Below are 21,219 nucleotides of genomic sequence, written 5' to 3'. Positions count from 1 at the left end.
GTTCTCGATGAATGCTTATTCATGTGATGTCTTTTAACCTAAACCACTTGTGTGACATAAAGCAAGGGCTTTTTTTGATCATTAATTCATTTCATATTGATGCTATGAATTGTCAGTTCAGCAGGGCTGGCGTAGCCTTAAGACAGACGTATGAAAGTCAGGAGAACTCGCATGAAAAAGGTCGCGATTGTCGGTCTGGGATGGTTAGGTATGCCGCTGGCGATGTCATTAGCAGCGAAAGGCTGGCAAGTCACCGGAAGTAAAACCACGACGGATGGTGTTGAAGCGGCGCGAATGTGCGGCATCGAGAGTATCGCCTTGCGTCTTGAACCTGAACTGGTATGTGATGCTGACGATCTGGATGCGTTAATGAACGTGGATGCGCTGGTCATTACGCTGCCGGCGCGACGGAGCGGGCCGGGTGAATCGTTTTACCTGCAGGCCGTTCAGGAAATCGTTGATAGTGCGCTGGCACATCACATTCCCCGCATTATCTTCACCAGCTCAACATCGGTATACGGTGATATTGACGGGAGCGTGAAAGAGAGCACCGCTCGCCATCCGGTGACGGCGAGTGGCCGGGTTCTCAAGGAACTGGAAGACTGGTTGCATAATCTTCCTGGCACTCAGGTTGATATTTTGCGTCTGGCTGGACTGGTGGGGCCGGGACGACATCCCGGGCGTTTCTTTGCCGGAAAATCAGCGCCTGATGGACAGCATGGCGTCAATCTTGTGCATCTTGAAGATGTGATTGGCGCAATTACGTTACTCCTTCAGGCTCCAAAAGGGGGACACATCTATAATATATGTGCGCCTTCCCATCCATCACGCAGTACTTTTTATCCCCTGATGGCACGCCAGCTTGGTTTGACACCGCCTTATTTTGGTGATGCCCTGGGTGAGGGAAAAGGCAAACTCATTGATGGTAATCGTATTTGCCATGAACTGGGATTTGAGTATCAGTATCCCGACCCGCTGGTGATGCCCATGGAATAATGTCCACAGCGGAGACGATCGCACGCCGCCAGGGGGCGAAAATGAAACCGCTGCTGGATGTTCTTATTATTCTCGATGCGCTGGAAAAAGAGGGGAGCTTTGCTGCGGCGTCAGCAAAGCTCTTTAAAACGCCTTCGGCGCTGAGTTATACCGTCCATAAACTTGAAAGCGATTTAAATATCCAGATTCTGGACCGCTCAGGTCACCGTGCGCGTTTTACCCGTACTGGCCAGATGCTGCTGGAGAAAGGGCGTGAAGTGCTTCATACGGTTCGTGAGCTGGAAAAGCAGGCGGTTAAACTTCACCAGGGATGGGAAAATCAACTGGTGATTGGCGTTGATGATACGTTTCCCTTTTCCCTCCTGACCCCACTTATCGAAGCTTTTTATCAACGTCATAGTGTGACGCGTTTGATCTTCATTAATGGCGTCCTGGGTGGCTCGTGGGATGCATTAACCCAGGGGAGAGCGGATATTATCGTCGGTGCGCTGCACGAACCTCCCCAGTTGAGTGATTTTGGCTTTGCTCGTCTGGGTGTGCTCGAACAGGTCTTTGTCGTCGCACCACACCACCCGTTGGCCCATGAGCCGGAGCCGATTAACCGTCGGATCCTGAAAGGTTTTCGTGCCATTGTCGTGGGCGACAGCTCGCGTCAGGAATATGCGGTTTCTTCACAACTGCTGGACGACCAGGAAGCCATTACGGTATTCGATTTTAAAACTAAACTGGAACTGCAAATAAGCGGGCTGGGGTGCGGTTATCTGCCGCGCTATTTAGCTCAGCGGTTTATTGAGTCTGGTGCATTGGTTGAAAAACAGGTGATGGCGCAAAGTAATAATGAGTCAGTATGGGTTGGCTGGAATGAACAAACGGCCGGGCTTGCCAGTGCATGGTGGCGGGATGAGATTTTAGCAAATAGTGCTATTGCTGCTGTGTATGCTCAGGCAGGTGTTGATAAATCAGTCAGTTAGAAAAAAGAAAATGTGGATGGCCTTATCAATCTATTGCCTTTTGTATCCGGAATAGGGCAAAATGCCGCCGCTGCAAACAAATGAATAATCGACGATATAAAAGGCGTCGGTTATTTTTTTTTGCATGTACGAAACGAAACTAAAAACCAAGAGGCCGGGCTTCGTACCGGATAGATATTTACTAAAATCCGACAGTTGTTGTCGCTGAGGAATCCAGAAAATGGGGCAATTTTTTGCTTACGTGGCGGTGTTCACCGTAAAGGGGAATAACCATGTCGCATAACGCTACTCCAAAAACCTCTCGCGTGGAATTACGTAAAACGCTTACGTTGATTCCGGTTGTTATGATGGGCCTTGCCTATATGCAGCCGATGACGCTGTTCGATACGTTTGGTATCGTCTCAGGCCTCACTGACGGTCACGTTGCGACGGCTTATGCCTTTGCGCTGGTCGCCATTCTCTTTACGGCGTTGAGCTACGGTAAACTGGTTCGCCGTTTCCCGTCTGCAGGCTCTGCGTACACTTATGCTCAGAAATCCATTAGCCCGGCTGTCGGCTTTATGGTGGGCTGGTCATCTCTGCTGGACTACCTGTTCATGCCGATGATCAACATTCTGCTGGCAAAAATTTACTTTGAAGCGCTTGTGCCTTCTGTTCCGTCGTGGATCTTTGTTGTCGCACTGGTGGCCTTTATGACCATCTCTAACCTGCGCAGCATCAAGACTGTGGCGAACTTCAATACCCTGATCGTGATTCTGCAGATGGGGATTGTAGCGGTTATCGTTGGCCTGATTATTTATGGTGTGGCTCACGGTGAAGGTGCAGGTACGCTGACCAGTACGCGTCCATTCTGGTCTGAAGGCGCACACGTTGTGCCGATGATTACCGGTGCGACTATTCTGTGCTTCTCGTTCCTGGGCTTCGACGGTATCTCTTCGCTGTCCGAAGAAACCAAAGATGCTGAACGCGTGATCCCGAAAGCTATCTTCCTGACGGCGCTTATCGGTGGTCTGGTGTTTATCGGCGCATCTTACTTCCTGCAACTGTACTTCCCGGATATCTCTCGCTTTAAAGATCCGGATGCATCACAGCCTGAAATCATGCTGTATGTTGCGGGTAAAACCTTCCAGTGGGGCGTGCTGATCTTCTCCAGCGTAACCGTTCTGGCATCCGGTATGGCGGCACATGCGGGCGTCTCTCGTCTGATGTACGTGATGGGACGTGATGGCGTGTTCCCAACTCGCTTCTTTGGTTACGTTCATCCGAAATGGCGTACTCCGGCGTGGAACGTGTTGCTGGTGGGTGTTATTGCGCTGCTGGCTATTAAGTTTGACCTGGTAACCGCAACGGCACTGATTAACTTTGGTGCGCTGGTGGCCTTTACCTTTGTTAACCTCTCTGTGATCTCCCAGTTCTGGATCCGTGAGAAGCGCAACAAAACGCTGAAAGACCACTTCAACTACCTGGTGTTGCCGGTATGTGGGGCTCTGACGGTTGGTGCGTTGTGGATTAACCTGGAAGAAAGCTCCATGATTCTGGGTCTTATCTGGGGCGCTATTGGCCTGGTGTATCTGGCTTGTGTCACGAAGAGCTTCCGTAACCCGGTTCCTCAGTACGAAGATATCGCGCAGTAACAAGCGCAGTAAAAAAAACCGGAGACAACGTCTCCGGTTTTTTTATGCCTAAATGGTTTACACAATTTCCTGAGCATACTGATACAGGGCTTTCAGCAGCGTCTGCTTTTCCGCATTCCCTTCATACTGTGTGTAGAGCATTTCCAGTTCTTCGGCATAACGGTGCAAAAACTCCGGAGTAAAGACGTTCCGGCGATGCTGCAACCACCGTTCTTGTTCTGCTTCATCGAGCGTACCGGGATAATTACGCGCCCGGTAATTGAACATCAACTTTTCAATACGACTATCGGCAAAGCTGATATCCAGCGCCGGTAAATTACGTGGCTCTGTTTGCAAAACAATTGCCATGGCTGCGCGGTCAGCGTCGCTAAAGAAGCCGTTATAAAGTTGTGCATCCACGTTTTCAGAGGGAACAAAGGGTTCTGCCTCAGCAAAAATAGCCACCGCTTTTTCTCGCACTTGCGGGTTATCACGCAGCACTTTCAGGTTATCGAGACAGTGTTGACGGTTAATCCCCAGTCTGTCCGCATCTTCCGGGCGCAGGGTATTGGCTTGTGCCAGAACCGGGCATTTGTTGATGTGCACCAGTTTCAGTGGCACTGCGACTGCATCTCCCAGTTCGCTTTTCGGGGTGTAAAGCCGCTCGCGGAGTTGATCGCTGTTGAGTTCCAGCAGAGGGGAAATATCACCCGCTAAATCGACCATGATGACGGCATTACGATTGTCAGGATGCCAGGCGAGTGGGGCCACCCAACTGGTGTTACCCCGCCACGCACCGAACATACCTGAAATATGTACCAGCGGTTTCATCTGCGGAACGTCAATCAGCGTGGTGAGTTTCTGTTTGCTGCGGTGGCTTAACAGATACTCAAACAGGCGCGGCTGGGCTGTTTTCACCCGTTTCGCCATCGCGATGGTGGCATAAACGTCGGCCATGGCATCGTGCGCATTACCGTGTTCGATCCCATTGGCGCGCGTCAGATGCTCAAGCCTGAAGCTGGGCAATCCGTCGTCGTTTTCCGGCCAGTTGATTCCTTCAGGTCGCAAGGCGTAGCAGGCACGCATGATGTCCAGCAGATCCCAGCGAGAATTACGGTTTTGCCAGCTCCAGGCGTAAGGATCGTAGAAGTTGCGATAAAAAATATTGCGCGTCACTTCATCGTCAAAGCGGATGTTGTTGTAGCCCACTACGCAGGTATTTGGCACGGTAAACAGGTCATGAATGCGGCGCGCAAACTCGGCTTCGCTGACGCCTTTTTCGCGCGCTTCTTGCGGCGTAATGCCGGTAACCATAACTGCACCTGGTTGTGGCAGGTAGTCATCTGCGGGTTTGCAGTAAAAGACTTCAGGCTCGCCAATGATGTTGAAATCAGCGTCGGTACGGATGGCAGCAAACTGTGCAGGGCGGTCCAGTGCCGGGTGAGTGCCAAAGGTTTCATAATCGTGGAATAAAAATGTTGGGCGCGCGGCGGAGTCAGACACCAGTAATACCATCCTGTTAAAAAGTGACGCCTCTATGGTAAACGATCGCACCGGGTAGACCGAATAAAAAGCGCCCTCAGGCATGAAATTTGCGAGGCGTCTTCAGATAAAAACACGCTCTTTGTCACATTTTTTTGCAATTAAGGCAGGTAACGACATCAGAAGTCCCGTAAAAAGGTCAACGATTTTAAATGACCTGAGGATATACCGTTGAAACGCCGTCTGTTTATTGCTGTTTCTTTACTCGCTTCGAGTATCTCATCTGCACTGGCTGTCGAACCCCTGGATTTTTCACCGCAGCCGCCTGCTATTCAGGCGGGGGCGTGGGTGCTGATGGATTACACCACAGGTCAAATCCTGACTGCGGGCAACGAGCATCAACAACGCAATCCGGCGAGCCTTACCAAGCTAATGACGGGATATGTTGTCGATCGCGCTATTGATAGCCATCGTATTACCCCGGACGATATTGTTACCGTTGGCCGTGACGCCTGGGCAAAAGGTAACCCGGTATTTGACGGTTCTTCCCTGATGTTCCTGAAACCCGGCGATCGTGTGTCGGTGCGCGATCTGAGCCGTGGTCTGATTGTGGATTCCGGTAACGATGCGTGTGTGGCGTTAGCCGATCATGTAGCCGGAGGGCAGCCGCAGTTCGTCAACATGATGAATGATTATGTTCAGAAGCTGAATCTGCGAGATACGCACTTTGAAACGGTACACGGCCTTGATGCGCCGGGGCAGCACAGTTCTGCCTATGACCTGGCAGTGCTTTCACGGGCAATCATTCACGGAGAGCCTGAGTTTTACCACATGTACAGTGAAAAGAGCCTGACCTGGAATGGGATAACCCAGCAGAACCGCAATGGTCTGTTGTGGGACAAAACGATGAATGTCGATGGTCTTAAAACGGGCCACACCTCAGGCGCGGGCTTTAATCTGATTGCTTCAGCGGTTGATGGCCAGCGTCGTCTGATTGCCGTGGTGATGGGGGCGGATAGCCCGAAAGGACGTGAAGATCAGGCTCGTAAATTATTGCACTGGGGCCAGCAGAATTTCGATACCGTACAGATCCTGCATAGCGGCAAGCAAGTGGGAACCGAGCGCATCTGGTATGGCGATAAAGAGCAGGTTACGCTGGGGACAGATCAGGATTTCTGGCTCGCATTACCGAAAGCAGAAGTGCCAAACATAAAGGCCAAATACGTGCTGGATAGAAAAGAGCTTGAAGCCCCAATTGCCGCCCATCAGAGAGTCGGGGAAATTCAGTTGTATGACCGCGATAAGGTTGTGGCGCACTGGCCGTTGGTCACGCTGGAAGGGGTGGATAAGGGCGGTATGTTCTCGCGACTGAGCGACTATCTGCACCACAAAATCTGACTATCCGCCTTCCTACTGCCGAGCAGACTGGCAAGGTTGCGAGTCTGCTCACATAATAAACACTCCTCATTTGCCGGTCGTAAAAAAACTGATTTAAACTGTATATATATACAGTGATAAGTGGAGGGTGTATGGACTACAGCGTCAGACAGCAACAGAAGCGTAAAATTGCGGGCTTCCATCTGGTTGGGCCGTGGGAACAGACGGTAAAGCAAGGTTTCGAACAACTGGTTATGTGGGTCGACGGACATCACATTCAGCCGCTGGAATGGGTAGCGGTTTACTACGACAACCCTGATGTCGTGCCAGCGGAAAAGCTACGATGTGACACCGCCGTGACGGTTCCGGACGATTTTGTTATTCCTGAAAACAGCGAAGGTGTGATGATGACAGAAGTCGCCGCTGGCGATTATGCCGTTGCTACCGCTCGCGTCGAGAATTTCGATTTCGCCACACCCTGGTACAATTTCTTTAATTCTCTGCTGCAAGATCATCACTATCAACTCGCCGCAAAACCCTGTTTTGAACGCTACCTTAATGACGGTAACGCTGATGGCTACTGGGATATTGAGATGTATGTTGCGGTAGAACATAAAGCGGGTTAATTTCCTGGTAAAATCAGGGTTTTTCAGCCGGGTGTGATCCGCCCGGCTGAAAACACAGTACAATTGTGATTTGCCGTATAGCTGGAGAGCGGGTGTGCGTCCCGACAAATCATTAACGCCTTTTGAAATTAAGTTGTATCAACATTACCGCGTTGTGCATGGCTGTCGCATTGCGCTGGCGTTTATTCTGACCTTTGTACTGGTACGGATGCTGCATGTCCCGGAGGGAACATGGCCACTGATTACGCTGGTGGTGATCATGGGGCCAATCTCTTTTTGGGGAAACGTTGTACCTCGGGCATTCGAGCGTATTGGTGGAACGGTATTTGGCTCGGCATTAGGTTTGATTGCGCTTAAGCTGGAACTGATTTCGTTTCCCGTCATGTTGATGTGGTGTGCGGGAGCTATGTTCCTGTGCGGTTGGCTTGCGCTGGGTAAAAAACCCTATCAGGCGCTACTGATTGGCATCACCTTGTCCGTCGTCGTCGGCGCACCTGCAGGTGACATGACGACAGCATTATGGCGAAGCGGTGATGTGGTTCTCGGTTCTTTGCTGGCGATGCTTTTCACGGGCATTTGGCCGCAGCGTGCCTTCCTGCACTGGCGTATCCAGATGGCAAACTACGTCACGTCGTTCAACCGTGTTTACCAGGCAGGTTTCTCGCCCAATCTGGTTGAGAGGCCACGTCTGGAAAAGCACCTGCAAAAGATCCTTAATGATGTGGTCAAGATGCGTGGCCTGATTACCCCTGCCAGCAAAGAGACGCATATCCAGAAATCAATTTTTGAAGCGATTCAGACCGTCAGCCGTAATCTCGTCTGTATGCTGGAATTGCAAATCAATGCGCACTGGGCTTCGCGAGCCAGTCATCTGCTGATGCTCAATGCTCATACGCTGAAAGAGACACAGCAAATGACGCAGCAAACGTTGCTCACTATTGCCCATGCCTTGTATGAAGGGAATCCCCAGCCGATTCTGGCCAACAGTGAGCGTCTGAATGAGATTGTTGCTGAGTTAAAACAGTTAATTAGCGAGCGGCAGAACGACAATGTTGCAGAAACACCGATTCATGGGTATGTCTGGCTGAGTATGGAACTGGCTCGTCAACTGGAGTTGTTATCGCATCTGATTTGCCGGGCGTTGCGCAAATAAAAAGCAGCTATCGCCATATGTGACGCCTGCTGCTTCGATTCAGCACCAATTGGGGTTATGATAGCGTCAAACGATATACCCATTGTCATTCGCGACCGCTGTCAGTAAGGTTAATATTACAACGGTTGCTTTAACGAATCCGAATCTCACATTATCAGGGGTGTAAAAATGGAAACTACCAAGCCTTCGTTCCAGGATGTTCTGGAATTCGTCCGCCTGTTCCGCCGCAAAAATAAACTGCAGCGTGAAATCCAGGACGTTGAGAAGAAGATCCGTGACAACCAGAAACGTGTTCTGCTGCTCGATAACCTGAGCGATTACATCAAGCCAGGTATGAGTGTTGAAGCCATCCAGGGCATCATCGCCAGCATGAAGAGCGATTACGAAGATCGCGTTGACGACTACATCATCAAAAATGCTGAGCTGTCCAAAGAACGTCGTGACATCTCCAAAAAGCTGAAAGTGATGGGCGAAATCAAAAACGGTGAAGCAAAAAGCGAATAATCGCCGCTAAACGTTGAAAGGGCTCTCTGGCAACAGGGAGCCTTTTTTGTATCGCCGGGATTCAGGGTGATGATTGAGCCAGCTTGTTTCTGCATACCCTGACGTATTTTTCAGTGTTTCAGTACGTTCAGACTTTCCTGGAGTGAAATAATATCTTCCGACGTTCCTTTACCTTCTACGGTATTACTAAAATAGTTGTAATCGAGATCAATCCATTTCTGCAGTTTCGCGGCGTAGTTGTCCGGATACTGTGCTTGTTCAATCGCCGGGAGTGTTTCATAGTGTTTTAGCACTGAACTGAAAAAATCAGTCAATTTCCCACTGCTGTCATATTCCGCCATCGCTTGAGCGACCACCTCTTTTCGCCATGAATACTCCTGATCATATGACTCTTCCCATGCCGCTCTTCTTTCATTCGTGGTGTAGAGTCCACTGTCATCATAGGTAATGAGGGCAAGACTTTCTCGTGAAAGACCGGCAAATGGATTTTTCCCATTTCCGCTAACAAACGCTGTCGCTTCCGCAGCTCTGGCTACACGTTCGGGATCAGACGAATCAGGCGTTTCGGCGTGACGAGCGGCCCGGCTGGCGTCATAAGTTGTCCCGGTGATTTTCTTAAGCAAAGTGGATGCTTGTTCACCGAGCTCTTCCCTGGTCAGAACTGCATATGCTGTGTCCGCCCGGTTTGCGCTGTCACTTAATTGATAAGCCAGAGAGGAAAACGCGGCGTCTTTTGGGGGCAGGTTATCCACCGTATCAGTTGTATTATCAGAATTGATTAACGAGACAGGCTTAGGTGCTGTACGCCAAGTATCAACAGTATGACGACTGGAATGATGTGTATTGCTTAATGGGGTGATCATATCTGCATTTCCTTTTGTCAATATTTTAGCGAGTTGCGTAGATCCTAGCCGTCTGTCCCGTTTTTTGTTCCTGATTGCGTGGCATGACTCCCTGCCTGGAGCATGAAATATATCGGTCGCAGGGTATCAATCTTTAATAGGTTCTGATGTATGACTGCGTTGATTTGAGCAATATACCTACTGGATCAGGGGGGGAGATTAGATAGCGGTGTACGAAATTAAATAAGACCAGATATATTTTATAGTGACTCTCTCCATTACAAGGAGTACCAAATACCAGAGTACTGCTTTTTTAAAAAAGGTCAGCAAATTATTGCGCTGGAAAGATCTGCCGCCGATGGTGCTTTTCAGCTGACTGAACAGGGTTATGAAAAACAATTTGAAGAGGTCAACGCCGCTGATGAAAAAGACGCGCTTGCCCGCTTTGCTGATATCCGCAAGGAACAGCAAATTGATCACCATAATTTCTTATCGGGTGCGATATCCATGCCCTTGATCGGGGTGTTAGCGGCAGCATTTACGGCTCTGTTCAGGAAAAAGTGATCAACATCTTTATGCCTGTATTGCCAGGCCTCAATGGACGAGAGGCAGTCGCTGTCGTCTGGCTGAGAATGCTGTAAGCCTGGTCACAACAGGTTTACCCTCAAAACGGGCTGGGATGATGGGCGGTGATCCACTCCTGGCTGACCGGATGGACAAAATGCAGCTCGCTGGCGTGTAGCATCAGTCGCGGCGTGTTTTCCGTGCCAGGAAGCAGACGACCACCATACAGGTCGCAGCCCAGAATAGGATGACCTAATTTCTGGCAGTGGATACGGAGCTGATGGGTGCGTCCGGTTTCCGGGGTGAGTTGTACCCGCGTTAACGGCAGTAACGTACCATCGTCCTGTTCACGGTAAAAGCGTTCAACGACTCGGAAGCGAGAGCGGGCTGGCTTGCCGTGGATAGCGCAAATCGACATCAACGGAAAAAGCGCCGGATCTTTGGCAATGGCCGCATCTATCACTCCTTCATCGTCATCCAGATGCCCGCAGAGCAGGGCGCTGTATACTTTAGTGACGGTCCGTTGGCTGAATTGCTGGCAGAGAATGGCATTGATGGCTTTATTTCTGGCAATGACCATCAGCCCGGACGTCCCGAAATCAAGGCGATGAACCAGTGTACAACCGGGGAAGATTTTAACCAGCCGATGATGTACCGAGTCGAGATTTTGTGGATTTTTCCCGGAGAGGCTAAGCAACCCGGCGGGCTTATTGATAAGCACCAGATGATCGTCCTGATAGAGTGTCTCTATCTTGTCATGACAGGGTGGGGCAATAAAGGTATCTAAAATCGTAGACATCAGGCTGCCTGAAGGGGGAGTGGGTGCGGATAATAACGAATTTTCGTCCTACTGGCTAATCCGGCGGTACGTCAGGTAAAGGCATAACTGTCACGCCGTGAGCAGGATATTTACCGGTCCTTGCCGGGATGACAGAAAAAACACATCAGGAGTGCTATTATCCAGGCGAATAATGCTGGCATTCACCCTGAGGGTTAATTAATGAACAATAACGTACCACTGAAATATTATGACATCGCAGATGAGTATGCGACGGAGTGCGCAAAGCCGGTTAGCGAGTCAGAACGTGATCCTCTGGCGCTCTATTTCCAGCTACTGCTTACCCGTTTAATGAACAACGAAGAGATCAGTGAGGAGGCGCAGAAAGACATGGCTGATGAAGCCGGAATCGATGAGCAGCGCATTGATGAGATCGCGATGTTTCTGAATCAATGGGGCAATGAGTAGCCCTTAAACCGAATGACCACTGCACTATCGGGTTGGCGCAACAGGTCTTCGGCGGTTATCGATCCGCCAGGGCCTGTAGCTGATAAATCCATGCAACAACCTGTGTCCCATCCGCGAGCATCACATCGACCTCAACGCGGTCATAACCCTCTTCGAATTCATCCAGCATTGGCCAATGGGCGCTGAGATTGTCGGATAGAAACAGATACCCCTCGACACGAGCGTTGCCTTTATCCAGCACTATTCCGGGGAAACCTTCGGCTGGCCCCCAGCCACTCTCGTAAAATGTTCCCGTAACATAGCCAGGTAACCATTCTCCGCCAATGTTGTCGAGAATATAGGCATTGGATTGACCGGGACGCAGCGTACCGTAGACAAACAGAGGTTTCATATTCTTACCTTTAACACACTAAAGCCGGGTGGACGGGAAAAGCATTCAACATACGGCGTGATGGTAAGGTTGGCAACGGGCAGAATACGCTGAGTTATTGCGGTTGTACGTGTGAGTTCAGGGATTAAGCGGTAGAAAGCAAAAAGCCTGCTTTAAAAGCAGGCTTTTCAAATTTGGCTCCTCTGACTGGACTCGAACCAGTGACATACGGATTAACAGTCCGCCGTTCTACCGACTGAACTACAGAGGAATCGTGTGAACGGGGCGAATATTAGCGACGTCAGTTGCGCTTGTCAAAGGGTGGATCACCCCGCTTTGATCGTTTGCTGACAAAATCAGCAAAGTGGTGTTTTTCACAACGAATTGCACTGTTTTAGTGCGCAAGTACCCCTTATGGGGCAGATCATAAACCGCTGTTTCGGTAATGAAACCCGTATTGATGATTAGATTTCCTTATTTTCAGGCGGTTAGCGGACATATCAGACCTCTTATGAAAACTGGCACTCATATTGCAAAAACCTCTTTAACAATTAGCGCCAGTACCGGCACTGCATTTCGAACAGGGGGCAAAATGAACTTAAGACGACTGAAATACTTCGTAAAAATCGTCGATATCGGCAGCCTGACCCAGGCGGCTGAAGTGTTGCATATCGCGCAGCCTGCGCTGAGCCAGCAGGTAGCCACTCTGGAAGGTGAACTGGATCAGCAACTGTTGATCCGTACTAAACGTGGTGTCACGCCAACCGAAGCCGGTAAGATCCTTTACACTCACGCTCGCACCATCCTGCGCCAGTGCGAACAGGCACAACTGGCAGTGAATAACGTCGGACAAACGCTCAGCGGCCAGGTTTCCATCGGGCTGGCCCCGGGAACTGCAGCATCCTCTATTACCATGCCATTGCTCCAGGCCGTTCGTGCAGAGCTCCCTGAAGTGCTGGTCTATTTACATGAAAACAGCGGCTCTGTGCTCAATGAAAAATTGCTCAACGGCCAACTGGATATGGCGGTGCTTTACGATCGTTCCCCGGTTGCCGGAATCAGCAGCCAGCCGCTGCTGAAAGAGGATCTTTATCTGGTGGGAACCCGCGACTGTCCGGGCCAGAGTATTGACCTGACTGCAGTGGCTGAAATGAACTTGTTCTTACCGCGCGATTACAGTGCAGTGCGTGTCCGCGTGGACGAAGCGTTCTCGCTGCGTCGCCTGACGGCAAAAATCATCGGTGAAATTGATTCCATCTCCACGTTGACCGCAGCAATTGCCAGCGGAATGGGGGTGACCGTTCTGCCTGAATCGGCCGCACGCTCCCTGAGTAGCGCTGCGAATGGCTGGATGGCGCGGATTACTACGCCGTCCATGAGTCTACCTCTGTCGCTGAATATGTCCGCTCGCGGCTCTTTGTCACCACAAGCGCAGGCGGTAAAAGAGATCCTGATGTCTTTGGTTAGCCGTCCTTCTCTGGAGAATCGCGAACTGCAGTTGGTGAGCTGATATTCCATAAAGGAATAAGATGCTGGTTTTTATTATTTGTTCTGCGGCTCAGCTGACTCTAACAATAGAGCGATATCAGATGCGGCGGAGTGAATCGTGAATTTCCAGCAACTTAAAATTATCCGTGAGGCGGCAAGGCGGGATTACAACCTGACCGAAGTCGCCAACATGCTTTATACCTCCCAGTCGGGCGTGAGCCGCCATATTCGTGAGCTGGAAGAAGAGCTTGGTATTGAAATATTCATTCGTCGCGGCAAGCGCCTGCTTGGTATGACGGAGCCTGGCAAGGCTTTACTGACCATTGCCGAGCGGATCCTCAATGAAGCCAGCAATGTTCGTCGGCTGGCCGATCTCTTCACCAATGATGCCTCCGGCGTGTTGACCATCGCGACGACCCATACTCAGGCACGGTACAGTTTACCTCCCGTCATCAAAGCATTTCGTGAGCTATTCCCGGAGGTTCGCCTGGAACTGATTCAGGGAACACCGCAGGAAATCGAAGTGTTGCTGCAAAACGGTGGGGCGGATATCGGAATAGCCAGCGAACGACTCAGCAACGATCCGCTGCTGGTGGCATTTCCCTGGTTTCGTTGGTATCACAGCCTGCTTTTACCTGTTGACCATCCGCTTCATCAGGTTTCTCCTCTTACGCTTGAAGAGATCAGCAAGTGGCCGCTTATTACCTACCGTCAGGGGATTACCGGACGTTCTCGCATTGATGAGGCCTTCAATCGCAAAGGGCTGACGCCAGATGTGGTGCTGAGTGCGCAGGATTCCGATGTCATTAAAACCTATGTGGAGCTCGGTCTGGGGATCGGTCTTGTGGCTGAACAGTCCGGTGGTGAGCGTGAAGTAGGCAATCTGGTACGCCTTGATACACGGCATCTGTTTGATGCGAATACGGTATGGCTGGGCCTGAAGCGTGGGCAATTACAGCGCAACTACGTGTGGCGATTTATCGAGTTATGCAATGCGGGACTATCGGTGGATGAAATTAAGCGTCAGGTGATGGAACCGGAAGAAGTGGCGATCGATTATCAGATTTAGGCATGGGAAGAGTTAACCGGTAGCGTAATATTCTCTTCTCGGCCTTTTCCCAAAGGGCTGAGAGAGCAAAAACTCAAAACGCCAACAGGGCGGCGGTTTCACATTTACCGTGTTCACAAAAGCAAAAAGCCTGCTTCAAAAGCAGGCTTTTTAAATGTGGCTCCTCTGACTGGACTCGAACCAGTGACATACGGATTAACAGTCCGCCGTTCTACCGACTGAACTACAGAGGAATCGGTTTGGAGGCCTATCTTAGCGGCGAAAAAAGTTTTGTCAAACCTGATCTTAGATGAATACGATTGATTGCTGATTCTGTCGTCAGTTTGTTGTAATTCCAAACATATTTTTGTGGAAAATACTTTGCAGGATTAGCTTTTCTCCATCATCATTTGAAATGGAGTTTCAACTTTCTCGCTAAGGTCTCTTTTTGAACGTCACCGCCCCCTTACGCCAGGTGCTCATGCGCACGCCCTGGTATGCTAAACGCAAAAGCTATCGTGTTTTGTTCTGGCGTGAAATCACCCCTCTTGCCGTACCTATTTTTCTGGAGAATACCTGCGTCCTGCTGATGGGGGTATTGAGCACCTTCCTGGTAAGCTGGCTCGGTAAAGAGGCAATGGCAGGCGTCGGGCTGGCCGACAGCTTTAATATGGTAGTGATGTCGTTTTTTGCCGCTATCGATCTCGGGACCACGGTTGTTGTTGCTTTCAGCCTAGGCAAACTCGACCCCAAACGGGCGCGCGAAGCAGCCCGACAATCGCTCATGATCATGACGATTTTCTCAATCATTCTGGCAGCGGTGATCCATTATTTCGGTAAAGAAATTATCGATATTGTTGCCGGGGAAGCGACGAATGAAGTCAAAGATCTGGCGCTGACCTATCTGGAGATGACCGTTCTGAGCTATCCGGCGGCGGCGATAGCCTTAATTGGTAGTGGTGCGCTTCGTGGGGCAGGGAACACCAAAATTCCGCTGTTGATTAACGGTGGGATGAACATTCTGAACATTATCATCAGCAGTATCCTGATTTACGGCGTTTTCTCGTGGGATGGGCTGGGGTTTGTCGGCGCAGGTCTTGGGCTGACAATCTCCCGCTATATCGGTGCGTTCGCTATTGTTGGGGTGTTGATGGCGGGTTTTAACCCGGCATTGCGCATTACCTTCAGGAGCTTTTTCCGGCCACTCAATTTCGCCATTATCTGGGAAGTGATGGGGATTGGGATCCCGGCCAGCATCGAGTCCGTGCTGTTTAACGGTGGGAAGCTTCTCACGCAAATGTTCGTTGCAGGAATGGGGACGGATGTCATCGCCGGTAACTTTATCGCCTTTTCCATTGCATCGCTCATCAACCTTCCGGGGAACGCCCTGGGGTCTGCGTCGACGATTATCACAGGCAAACGGCTTGGAAAAGGACAGATAGGCCAGGCAGAACGCCAGTTGCGCCATGTATTTTGGCTGTCGACGATAGGGTTGACGGCGATAGCCTGGGGGACTGCGCCCTTTGCCGGGCTGATGGCCTCCTTCTATACACACGAAGACGACGTAAAAGAGGTGGTCAAGATACTGATCTGGCTGAATGCCCTGTTTATGCCGATTTGGGCGGCATCGTGGGTTCTTCCTGCCGGGTTGAAGGGCGCACGTGACGCCCGGTTTGCGATGTGGGTGTCGATGCTGGGCATGTGGGGTTGTCGCGTGGTGGCAGGCTATACGCTGGGAATTATGCTTGGGATGGGCGTTGTCGGCGTCTGGCTGGGTATGTTCCTCGACTGGGCAGTTCGCGGTGTGCTGTTCTACTGGCGTATGGTGAGTGGCCGCTGGCTGTGGAAATATCCCCGCAAGAAATCGGGGATTGCTGAATCAGGAACCGCAGAATGCGTACCAAATGGCCGAAATGGAGAATAAATCGGCAAACGATCAGAATTCTGCATTCTGCCTTTGACATCACGGGGTAGCATCGATAATATGCGCCCCGTTCACACGATTCCTCTGTAGTTCAGTCGGTAGAACGGCGGACTGTTAATCCGTATGTCACTGGTTCGAGTCCAGTCAGAGGAGCCAATTTAAGGGAAGCAGACGTTCACTAACGTCTGCTTTCTGCATTTCTATCAATTGGTTATCCCCTCTCAGTCGTTCACCCTCGTTCACTAAAAACCACTCGAAGCCATATCATTTTGATGGTAAAAATGCTGGTAATGCTGGTTCGATTTCTCTTTTACCAACAAATGAGGGGGTGTTTTCATGTCACTGACTGATATTAAAGCAAAAAATGCAAAACCCCTTGAGAAGGAATACAAGCTTACTGATGGCTTTGGTATGTTCCTTCGTGTTACCCCTAAAGGTTCGAAATACTGGCAAATGGCTTACCGCTTCGAAGGGAAACAAAAACTCTTCTCTATTGGTGTTTACCCTGCAGTTTCTCTTTCTGACGCAAGACAACGCCGTGACGAGGCCAGAAGGCTTCTGGCTCAGGGTATTGACCCTAATGCAAAGAAACAGGCAGAGGTTAAAGAGCTTAAAGCCAAACGTGATAATACACGCTCCTTCAGAACAGTAGCCAAAGCGTGGTTCTCTACGAAAACAAAATGGTCTGATGATTATGGTGATGCCGTATGGAAGCGCCTTGAAACTTATGTCTTCCCGGTAATCGGTGACAAAGATGTTGCCGAACTGGATACGGGTGATCTGCTGGTTCCGGTGAAAAAGGTTGAGGCACTTGGTTATCTTGAAGTTGCCATGCGCATTCAACAATACATTACGGCAATCCTGCGTCATGCCGTCCAGCAAAAGCTGATACGCCATAACCCAGCCTATGATATGGAAGGTGCAGTTCAGAAACCACAAACTGAACACCGCCCTGCACTTGAGCTGGAAGAAATACCCCAGCTACTGAACAAAATTGCCGAATACAAAGGCCGCAGGTTAACCATACTGGCAATACAGCTCAATCTGATGATTTTCATTCGTTCCAGTGAGCTGCGTTTCGCTCGCTGGTCTGAAATTGATTTCAAAAGTAAGTTATGGGTGATACCCGAACAGCGTGAAGCAATTGAAAACGTCAAACATTCGACTCGTGGTGCCAAAATGAAGCGTAAGCACTTCGTTCCCCTTTGTAAGCAAGCTATGAGGATACTAAAAGAGATCCGACAACTGACTTATGAAGAAGGCCATGATGATGGATTAATCTTCACTGGCTGTTATGACTCGTTTAAACCCATGAGTGAAAACACCATCAACAAAGCCCTGCGTAATATGGGATATAACACGAAGCAGGACATCTGTGGACACGGTTTCCGCACTCTGGCCTGTAGTGCCTTAATTGAGTCCGGGCTATGGTCAGAAGACGCTGTAGAGCTTCAGATGAGCCATAAGGAAAGCAACAGTGTCCGGGCAGCTTATACCCACAAGGCTAAACACCTTGATCAACGCCGTCTGATGCTTCAGTGGTGGGCCGATTTCCTTGATGCTAACAGCAATCATATGGTCAGGCCGTTTGAGTTTGCTTCAAATAAATAAAGGGAAAGGCCGTTCGCGGCCTTTCAACTTCATGCTTAATTACACTCTATGCTGAATATGATACTGAATCTTTCTCTATCACTAAACCAGCGATTTTTTCCAGCATTATTTCCCAGAGTGCGTATTTTCTTTTGTGCTCAATAAACAGGGATTTTAAATACTCTTCTGTAGAAGGGATTTTTTCAGTCCATGTAATATCTTTACTGTAATCAATGCTTTTTTTCATATCAGATGCTGCATAGGTGTAGTATTTACTCTGAGAACGACTGATACTGTCCTCTGCCAGCACTCTACGGAGCAAAGTTGCAGAACATGCATAACCATGCCTGTAAAGTTCACTCGATAAGGTACGAACAAAAGAACCGCGTAATAAAGACATCATCTCTGCGATTTCATTTTCACTCGCATTCATGACTTCAGAATCAAGTTTTCCATAACTATCTGTCCCGGACAAGAAAAGAATAACAAACGGAAAGCCTTTTTTCTTTGCTATGCCAGAGAACAAATCCAGTGAGTCATTATTTTTATCTACCCGATTATAGATATTATAAAAAATAACATCACACCTGTTCTTAAATCCGTCTATACAAATTGTTTTTGCCTGCTGAATCTCGCCTTCTTCAATCAACGCCAGAGCCAACACCTCAGTCCATTTATCACGAAGCCCTGCCTGATCAACTGATTTATCTTCTTTGATTTTATTGAGAACCTGAATGGCTTCCTCAGTGCACAGTTCATCAACCAGCAACTCAGCAAACTTAATGATGTATTCTGGCTGGTTCAGTTTTCTTTTCTCAAAGCATTGCCTGATGAAATCAACATCCCTGATATACAGACTTAACTCAACAGCACCATTGACATCACCTGTCTTAAGAAGACTTTCCCTTAAAACACGAATAACATTGTATCCCAGTTCTTTTTTATACTTATCAAAAATATCAAAGTTAAAATACACATCACCTTTAAGTACGGAAATTATTTTATCCGCTATAACATCAATGCTTTTGTCTTTTTGTAGGGACAGGGATTTTAACCATATTTCGACAGCACCATTATAATAGTCCATCCATGATCCATCTGATGTATCAGCAATTTCGCTGATTTTATCAAATGAGAGCAGTAAATCATGGCAAAACGCCTCGGTTTTTTCAGGCAGCGTTGATACCGTCTTTTCAAGTGGAAATATGACATTCCTGTATAGCCCCTCAAAAAAAACCGCTGCTTCATAATAATCATAAAAGCGTTTTGTTTTAATTACCCTTTTGTATTCAGCCTCAGCCTTTTTCAGTGATTCTTCTGGAGTTAACAGATATTTATTAATAATAAAGGATTTTGCCTGACCATTATCCTCTGCAATATCACAAATTATTTGCATGAGTTGATCGGCAGGTATTTCTTTGAGTAAAGCAAGTTGTTTCTTGTTCAGTTTAGCCATCATCACATCCTGATAATGTTTGGTAGACGCAGAAAAGCTAATTGTACTAACACGAGGACAGAACATTCAATAAAAGCATTAACATAATGATTTAAAAAGAAATCTGTAGCACGCTGTTCATTGATGAAATGCACTATTTACCGTAAAATATCCCCCATCACACAGTAACCTGATACAGATACGTGGAATGGTCAATGAACAAACTTTCGCCTGAAATGCCCGAACTGCAATCAATGAATATCACTGCTGATAACATCACCAAGCTTAAATCATTGTTTCCTGAAGCTTTTAATGAAGACAGTGTTGATTTTGAGGTTTTAAAGCAGCTTTTGGGTGAGAATGTAGACGACAAAGAAGAACGCTATGGCCTGAACTGGCATGGTAAGCGTCAGGCTCGTCAGCTTGCTCTTACCCCTTCCCGTGGAACCTTACGCCCATGTAAAGATGAAAGCGTTGATTGGGATAACACCAAGAACCTCATGATCGAGGGTGATAACCTTGAAGTATTGAAGCTTCTTCAAAAAAGCTACACTGGAAAAGTTAAGCTTATATATATTGATCCTCCTTACAACACCGGGAAAGATTTTGTTTATCCTGATAACTTCCAAGATAATATGAAAAATTATCTTGAAATTACTGGACAGACAGAAGACGGAGCACGTTTAAGCACAAATACAGAAACCAGTGGACGTTACCATACTGATTGGTTAAATATGATTTACCCACGTTTAAAACTTGCAAGAAACTTGTTGAAAGAAGATGGGGTTATTTTCATTTCCATTGATGATGCTGAAGTTGATAATTTAAAAAAAGTTTGCTCGGAAATCTTTGGTGAAGAGAACTTTGTTGCTAATATTGTATGGCAAAAAAAATACTCACCACAAAATGATGCCACATATTTTAGTGATATGCATGATCATATTTTAGTATATGCAAAGCAACGGAAGAATTCAAAAAATGATTCAAATGGTTGGAACATAGATTTTCTACCAAGATCAGACGAACAAAATGCAGCGTATAAAAACCCCGACAATGACCCTCGTGGAGTTTGGAAGTCTGTAGATTTATCAGTCAAAACTTATTCCAAGGCTAATGATTACTCAATTACCACACCATCAGGACGTATTGTAACTCCTCCCGCCAGTAGATGCTGGCAGGTTTCTGAAAAACGTTTTGCAGAATTGTGTAAAGAAAATAAAATTTGGTTTGGAGAAAATGGTAATAATGTTCCATCAATCAAAAGATTCCTGACTGAGGTCCAAGATGGTGTTGTTCCTACAACATGGTGGTCATATAAAGAATGTGGCCATAATCAAGAGGCCAAACAGGAACTAAAAAAACTCATGGAGGGAGAATCTGTATTCTTTGACACGCCTAAACCATTGAGATTATTAGATAGAATATTACATTTAGCAACAACCAATGATAAAAATAGTATTATCCTAGATTTTTTCGCTGGGTCAGGTACCACGGCTCACGCAACTTTGAATAAAAATATTGCTGACAGTGGTTCACGCCGATATATTGCTGTGCAATTACCTGAAAAAATAGATGATGAAAAATACCATACAATATCAGAACTAACCAAAGAACGCCTCCGCCGCGCGGGTAAAAAGGTTCGTGAAGACAATCCAGAGTGGAAAGGTGACGTTGGTTTTCGTGTTTTCAAACTCGATACATCTAATATCCGTCCGTGGGAAGCAACAGCGGAAAGCCTTTCACAACAACTTGATGCCTATGTAAGCCCAATCCTTGAAGGCCGTAGTGAAGAAGATTTGCTCACAGAGTTGATGCTCAAACGTGGTATTGACCTGAGTGTAAACATTGAAACCCGTCAGTTTGATGGATTAACCGTTTCTTGCGTTGAAGGTGGCAAATTGTTTACCTGCTTTGCTAAGGAAGGTGCGAATAAGCAGGTCATTTCTTCCCAAGCTGACTCGCTGATTAAAATTTCGCGGATCTGGGCCGA

General features: G+C 48.2%; 20 protein-coding genes and 3 tRNA genes. 16 read left to right on the top strand and 7 right to left on the bottom strand.

Annotation, left to right across the window (positions count from 1 at the left end; all coding sequences use genetic code 11):
- Positions 1 to 171: 171 nt before the first annotated feature.
- From GF617_RS07165 to GF617_RS07150, 4 genes are all read left to right on the top strand, one after another.
- Positions 172 to 996: an SDR family oxidoreductase gene (locus tag GF617_RS07165; RefSeq protein ID WP_181620028.1), complete on the top strand. Its 825-nt coding sequence runs from the start codon at positions 172 to 174 to the stop codon at positions 994 to 996.
- Between the two features lie 41 nt (positions 997 to 1,037).
- Positions 1,038 to 1,967: a LysR family transcriptional regulator gene (locus GF617_RS07160; protein ID WP_181620027.1), complete on the top strand. Its 930-nt coding sequence runs from the start codon at positions 1,038 to 1,040 to the stop codon at positions 1,965 to 1,967.
- 220 nt (positions 1,968 to 2,187) lie between these two features.
- Complete coding sequence (yoeI, locus tag GF617_RS27495; RefSeq protein WP_181623798.1) at positions 2,188 to 2,250, top strand: membrane protein YoeI; 63 nt, start codon at positions 2,188 to 2,190, stop codon at positions 2,248 to 2,250.
- Positions 2,240 to 3,601, top strand: coding sequence for an APC family permease (locus tag GF617_RS07150; protein ID WP_181620026.1), 1,362 nt, complete (start codon positions 2,240 to 2,242; stop codon positions 3,599 to 3,601). The genes yoeI and GF617_RS07150 overlap by 11 nt, the downstream gene beginning before the upstream one ends.
- Positions 3,602 to 3,658: 57 nt before the next feature.
- Here GF617_RS07150 and sbcB read toward each other — a convergent pair whose 3' ends face one another.
- On the bottom strand, positions 3,659 to 5,083 hold the full coding sequence (sbcB, locus tag GF617_RS07145; RefSeq protein WP_203451388.1) for an exodeoxyribonuclease I: 1,425 nt from the start codon (positions 5,081 to 5,083) through the stop codon (positions 3,659 to 3,661).
- Between the two features lie 204 nt (positions 5,084 to 5,287).
- Here sbcB and dacD point away from each other — a divergent pair, with 204 nt between their 5' ends.
- The 4 genes from dacD to GF617_RS07125 all read left to right on the top strand — a co-directional run bounded on the left by dacD (position 5,288) and on the right by GF617_RS07125 (position 8,722).
- Positions 5,288 to 6,460 (top strand): serine-type D-Ala-D-Ala carboxypeptidase DacD, encoded by a 1,173-nt coding sequence (gene dacD / locus GF617_RS07140; RefSeq protein ID WP_181623797.1) that lies wholly within the window; start codon positions 5,288 to 5,290, stop codon positions 6,458 to 6,460.
- Between the two features lie 131 nt (positions 6,461 to 6,591).
- Complete coding sequence (sbmC, locus tag GF617_RS07135) at positions 6,592 to 7,065, top strand: DNA gyrase inhibitor SbmC (protein WP_181620024.1); 474 nt, start codon at positions 6,592 to 6,594, stop codon at positions 7,063 to 7,065.
- A gap of 94 nt (positions 7,066 to 7,159) precedes the next feature.
- Complete coding sequence (locus GF617_RS07130) at positions 7,160 to 8,218, top strand: FUSC family protein (protein WP_181620023.1); 1,059 nt, start codon at positions 7,160 to 7,162, stop codon at positions 8,216 to 8,218.
- Positions 8,219 to 8,386: 168 nt separating this feature from the next.
- Positions 8,387 to 8,722, top strand: coding sequence for a DUF496 family protein (locus GF617_RS07125; RefSeq protein ID WP_008499467.1), 336 nt, complete (start codon positions 8,387 to 8,389; stop codon positions 8,720 to 8,722).
- 110 nt (positions 8,723 to 8,832) lie between these two features.
- On the opposite strand, the gene GF617_RS07120 is transcribed toward GF617_RS07125, so the two are convergent.
- On the bottom strand, positions 8,833 to 9,585 hold the full coding sequence (locus GF617_RS07120; protein ID WP_239006373.1) for a hypothetical protein: 753 nt from the start codon (positions 9,583 to 9,585) through the stop codon (positions 8,833 to 8,835).
- 273 nt (positions 9,586 to 9,858) lie between these two features.
- On the opposite strand from GF617_RS07120, the gene GF617_RS27070 reads away from it, so the two are divergent.
- On the top strand, positions 9,859 to 10,128 hold the full coding sequence (locus tag GF617_RS27070; protein WP_249415149.1) for a hypothetical protein: 270 nt from the start codon (positions 9,859 to 9,861) through the stop codon (positions 10,126 to 10,128).
- A 100-nt stretch (positions 10,129 to 10,228) separates the two neighbouring features.
- Here GF617_RS27070 and GF617_RS07115 read toward each other — a convergent pair whose 3' ends face one another.
- The gene (locus GF617_RS07115; protein ID WP_203451387.1) at positions 10,229 to 10,927 is read right to left on the bottom strand and encodes an RluA family pseudouridine synthase; all 699 of its coding nucleotides are present in this window, start codon (positions 10,925 to 10,927) and stop codon (positions 10,229 to 10,231) included.
- 201 nt (positions 10,928 to 11,128) lie between these two features.
- Here GF617_RS07115 and GF617_RS07110 point away from each other — a divergent pair, with 201 nt between their 5' ends.
- Entirely contained in the window at positions 11,129 to 11,374 is a 246-nt protein-coding gene (locus tag GF617_RS07110; protein WP_181620020.1) for a YmjA family protein, read from the top strand.
- A 55-nt stretch (positions 11,375 to 11,429) separates the two neighbouring features.
- Here GF617_RS07110 and GF617_RS07105 read toward each other — a convergent pair whose 3' ends face one another.
- Entirely contained in the window at positions 11,430 to 11,765 is a 336-nt protein-coding gene (locus GF617_RS07105) for a gamma-glutamylcyclotransferase family protein (RefSeq protein ID WP_181620019.1), read from the bottom strand.
- Positions 11,766 to 11,939: 174 nt separating this feature from the next.
- A tRNA-Asn gene (locus tag GF617_RS07100) sits at positions 11,940 to 12,015 on the bottom strand.
- Positions 12,016 to 12,336: 321 nt separating this feature from the next.
- Between GF617_RS07100 and nac the strand changes: the two genes are divergently transcribed.
- Both nac and cbl read left to right on the top strand, forming a co-directional pair.
- Positions 12,337 to 13,254, top strand: coding sequence for a nitrogen assimilation transcriptional regulator NAC (gene nac / locus GF617_RS07095; protein WP_181620013.1), 918 nt, complete (start codon positions 12,337 to 12,339; stop codon positions 13,252 to 13,254).
- Positions 13,255 to 13,350: 96 nt separating this feature from the next.
- Positions 13,351 to 14,301, top strand: coding sequence for an HTH-type transcriptional regulator Cbl (gene cbl / locus GF617_RS07090; RefSeq protein WP_181620012.1), 951 nt, complete (start codon positions 13,351 to 13,353; stop codon positions 14,299 to 14,301).
- 157 nt (positions 14,302 to 14,458) lie between these two features.
- Here the strand turns inward: cbl and GF617_RS07085 are convergent.
- Positions 14,459 to 14,534 (bottom strand) — tRNA-Asn (locus GF617_RS07085).
- Positions 14,535 to 14,728: 194 nt separating this feature from the next.
- Here GF617_RS07085 and emmdR point away from each other — a divergent pair.
- From emmdR to GF617_RS07070, 3 genes are all read left to right on the top strand, one after another.
- Positions 14,729 to 16,204 carry a multidrug efflux MATE transporter EmmdR gene (gene emmdR / locus GF617_RS07080; RefSeq protein WP_181620011.1) on the top strand — a complete coding sequence of 492 codons (1,476 nt, stop codon included), beginning with the start codon at positions 14,729 to 14,731 and terminating at the stop codon, positions 16,202 to 16,204.
- Positions 16,205 to 16,284: 80 nt separating this feature from the next.
- Positions 16,285 to 16,360, top strand: a tRNA-Asn gene (locus tag GF617_RS07075).
- Positions 16,361 to 16,540: 180 nt separating this feature from the next.
- Complete coding sequence (locus tag GF617_RS07070) at positions 16,541 to 17,815, top strand: integrase arm-type DNA-binding domain-containing protein (RefSeq protein ID WP_047730338.1); 1,275 nt, start codon at positions 16,541 to 16,543, stop codon at positions 17,813 to 17,815.
- 46 nt (positions 17,816 to 17,861) lie between these two features.
- Here GF617_RS07070 and GF617_RS07065 read toward each other — a convergent pair whose 3' ends face one another.
- Positions 17,862 to 19,250, bottom strand: a complete 1,389-nt coding sequence (locus GF617_RS07065) for a SpnT protein (protein WP_117054970.1) — start codon at positions 19,248 to 19,250, stop codon at positions 17,862 to 17,864.
- Positions 19,251 to 19,444: 194 nt separating this feature from the next.
- On the opposite strand from GF617_RS07065, the gene GF617_RS07060 reads away from it, so the two are divergent.
- The coding region (locus GF617_RS07060; protein ID WP_239006371.1) for a site-specific DNA-methyltransferase at positions 19,445 to 21,219 on the top strand (1,775 nt) is incomplete at its 3' end.

The sequence above is a fragment of the Lelliottia sp. RWM.1 genome (assembly GCF_016859735.1).
In the GTDB taxonomy this organism is placed as follows: domain Bacteria; phylum Pseudomonadota; class Gammaproteobacteria; order Enterobacterales; family Enterobacteriaceae; genus Enterobacter.
This window is presented reverse-complemented; position numbering and strand designations above follow the sequence as displayed.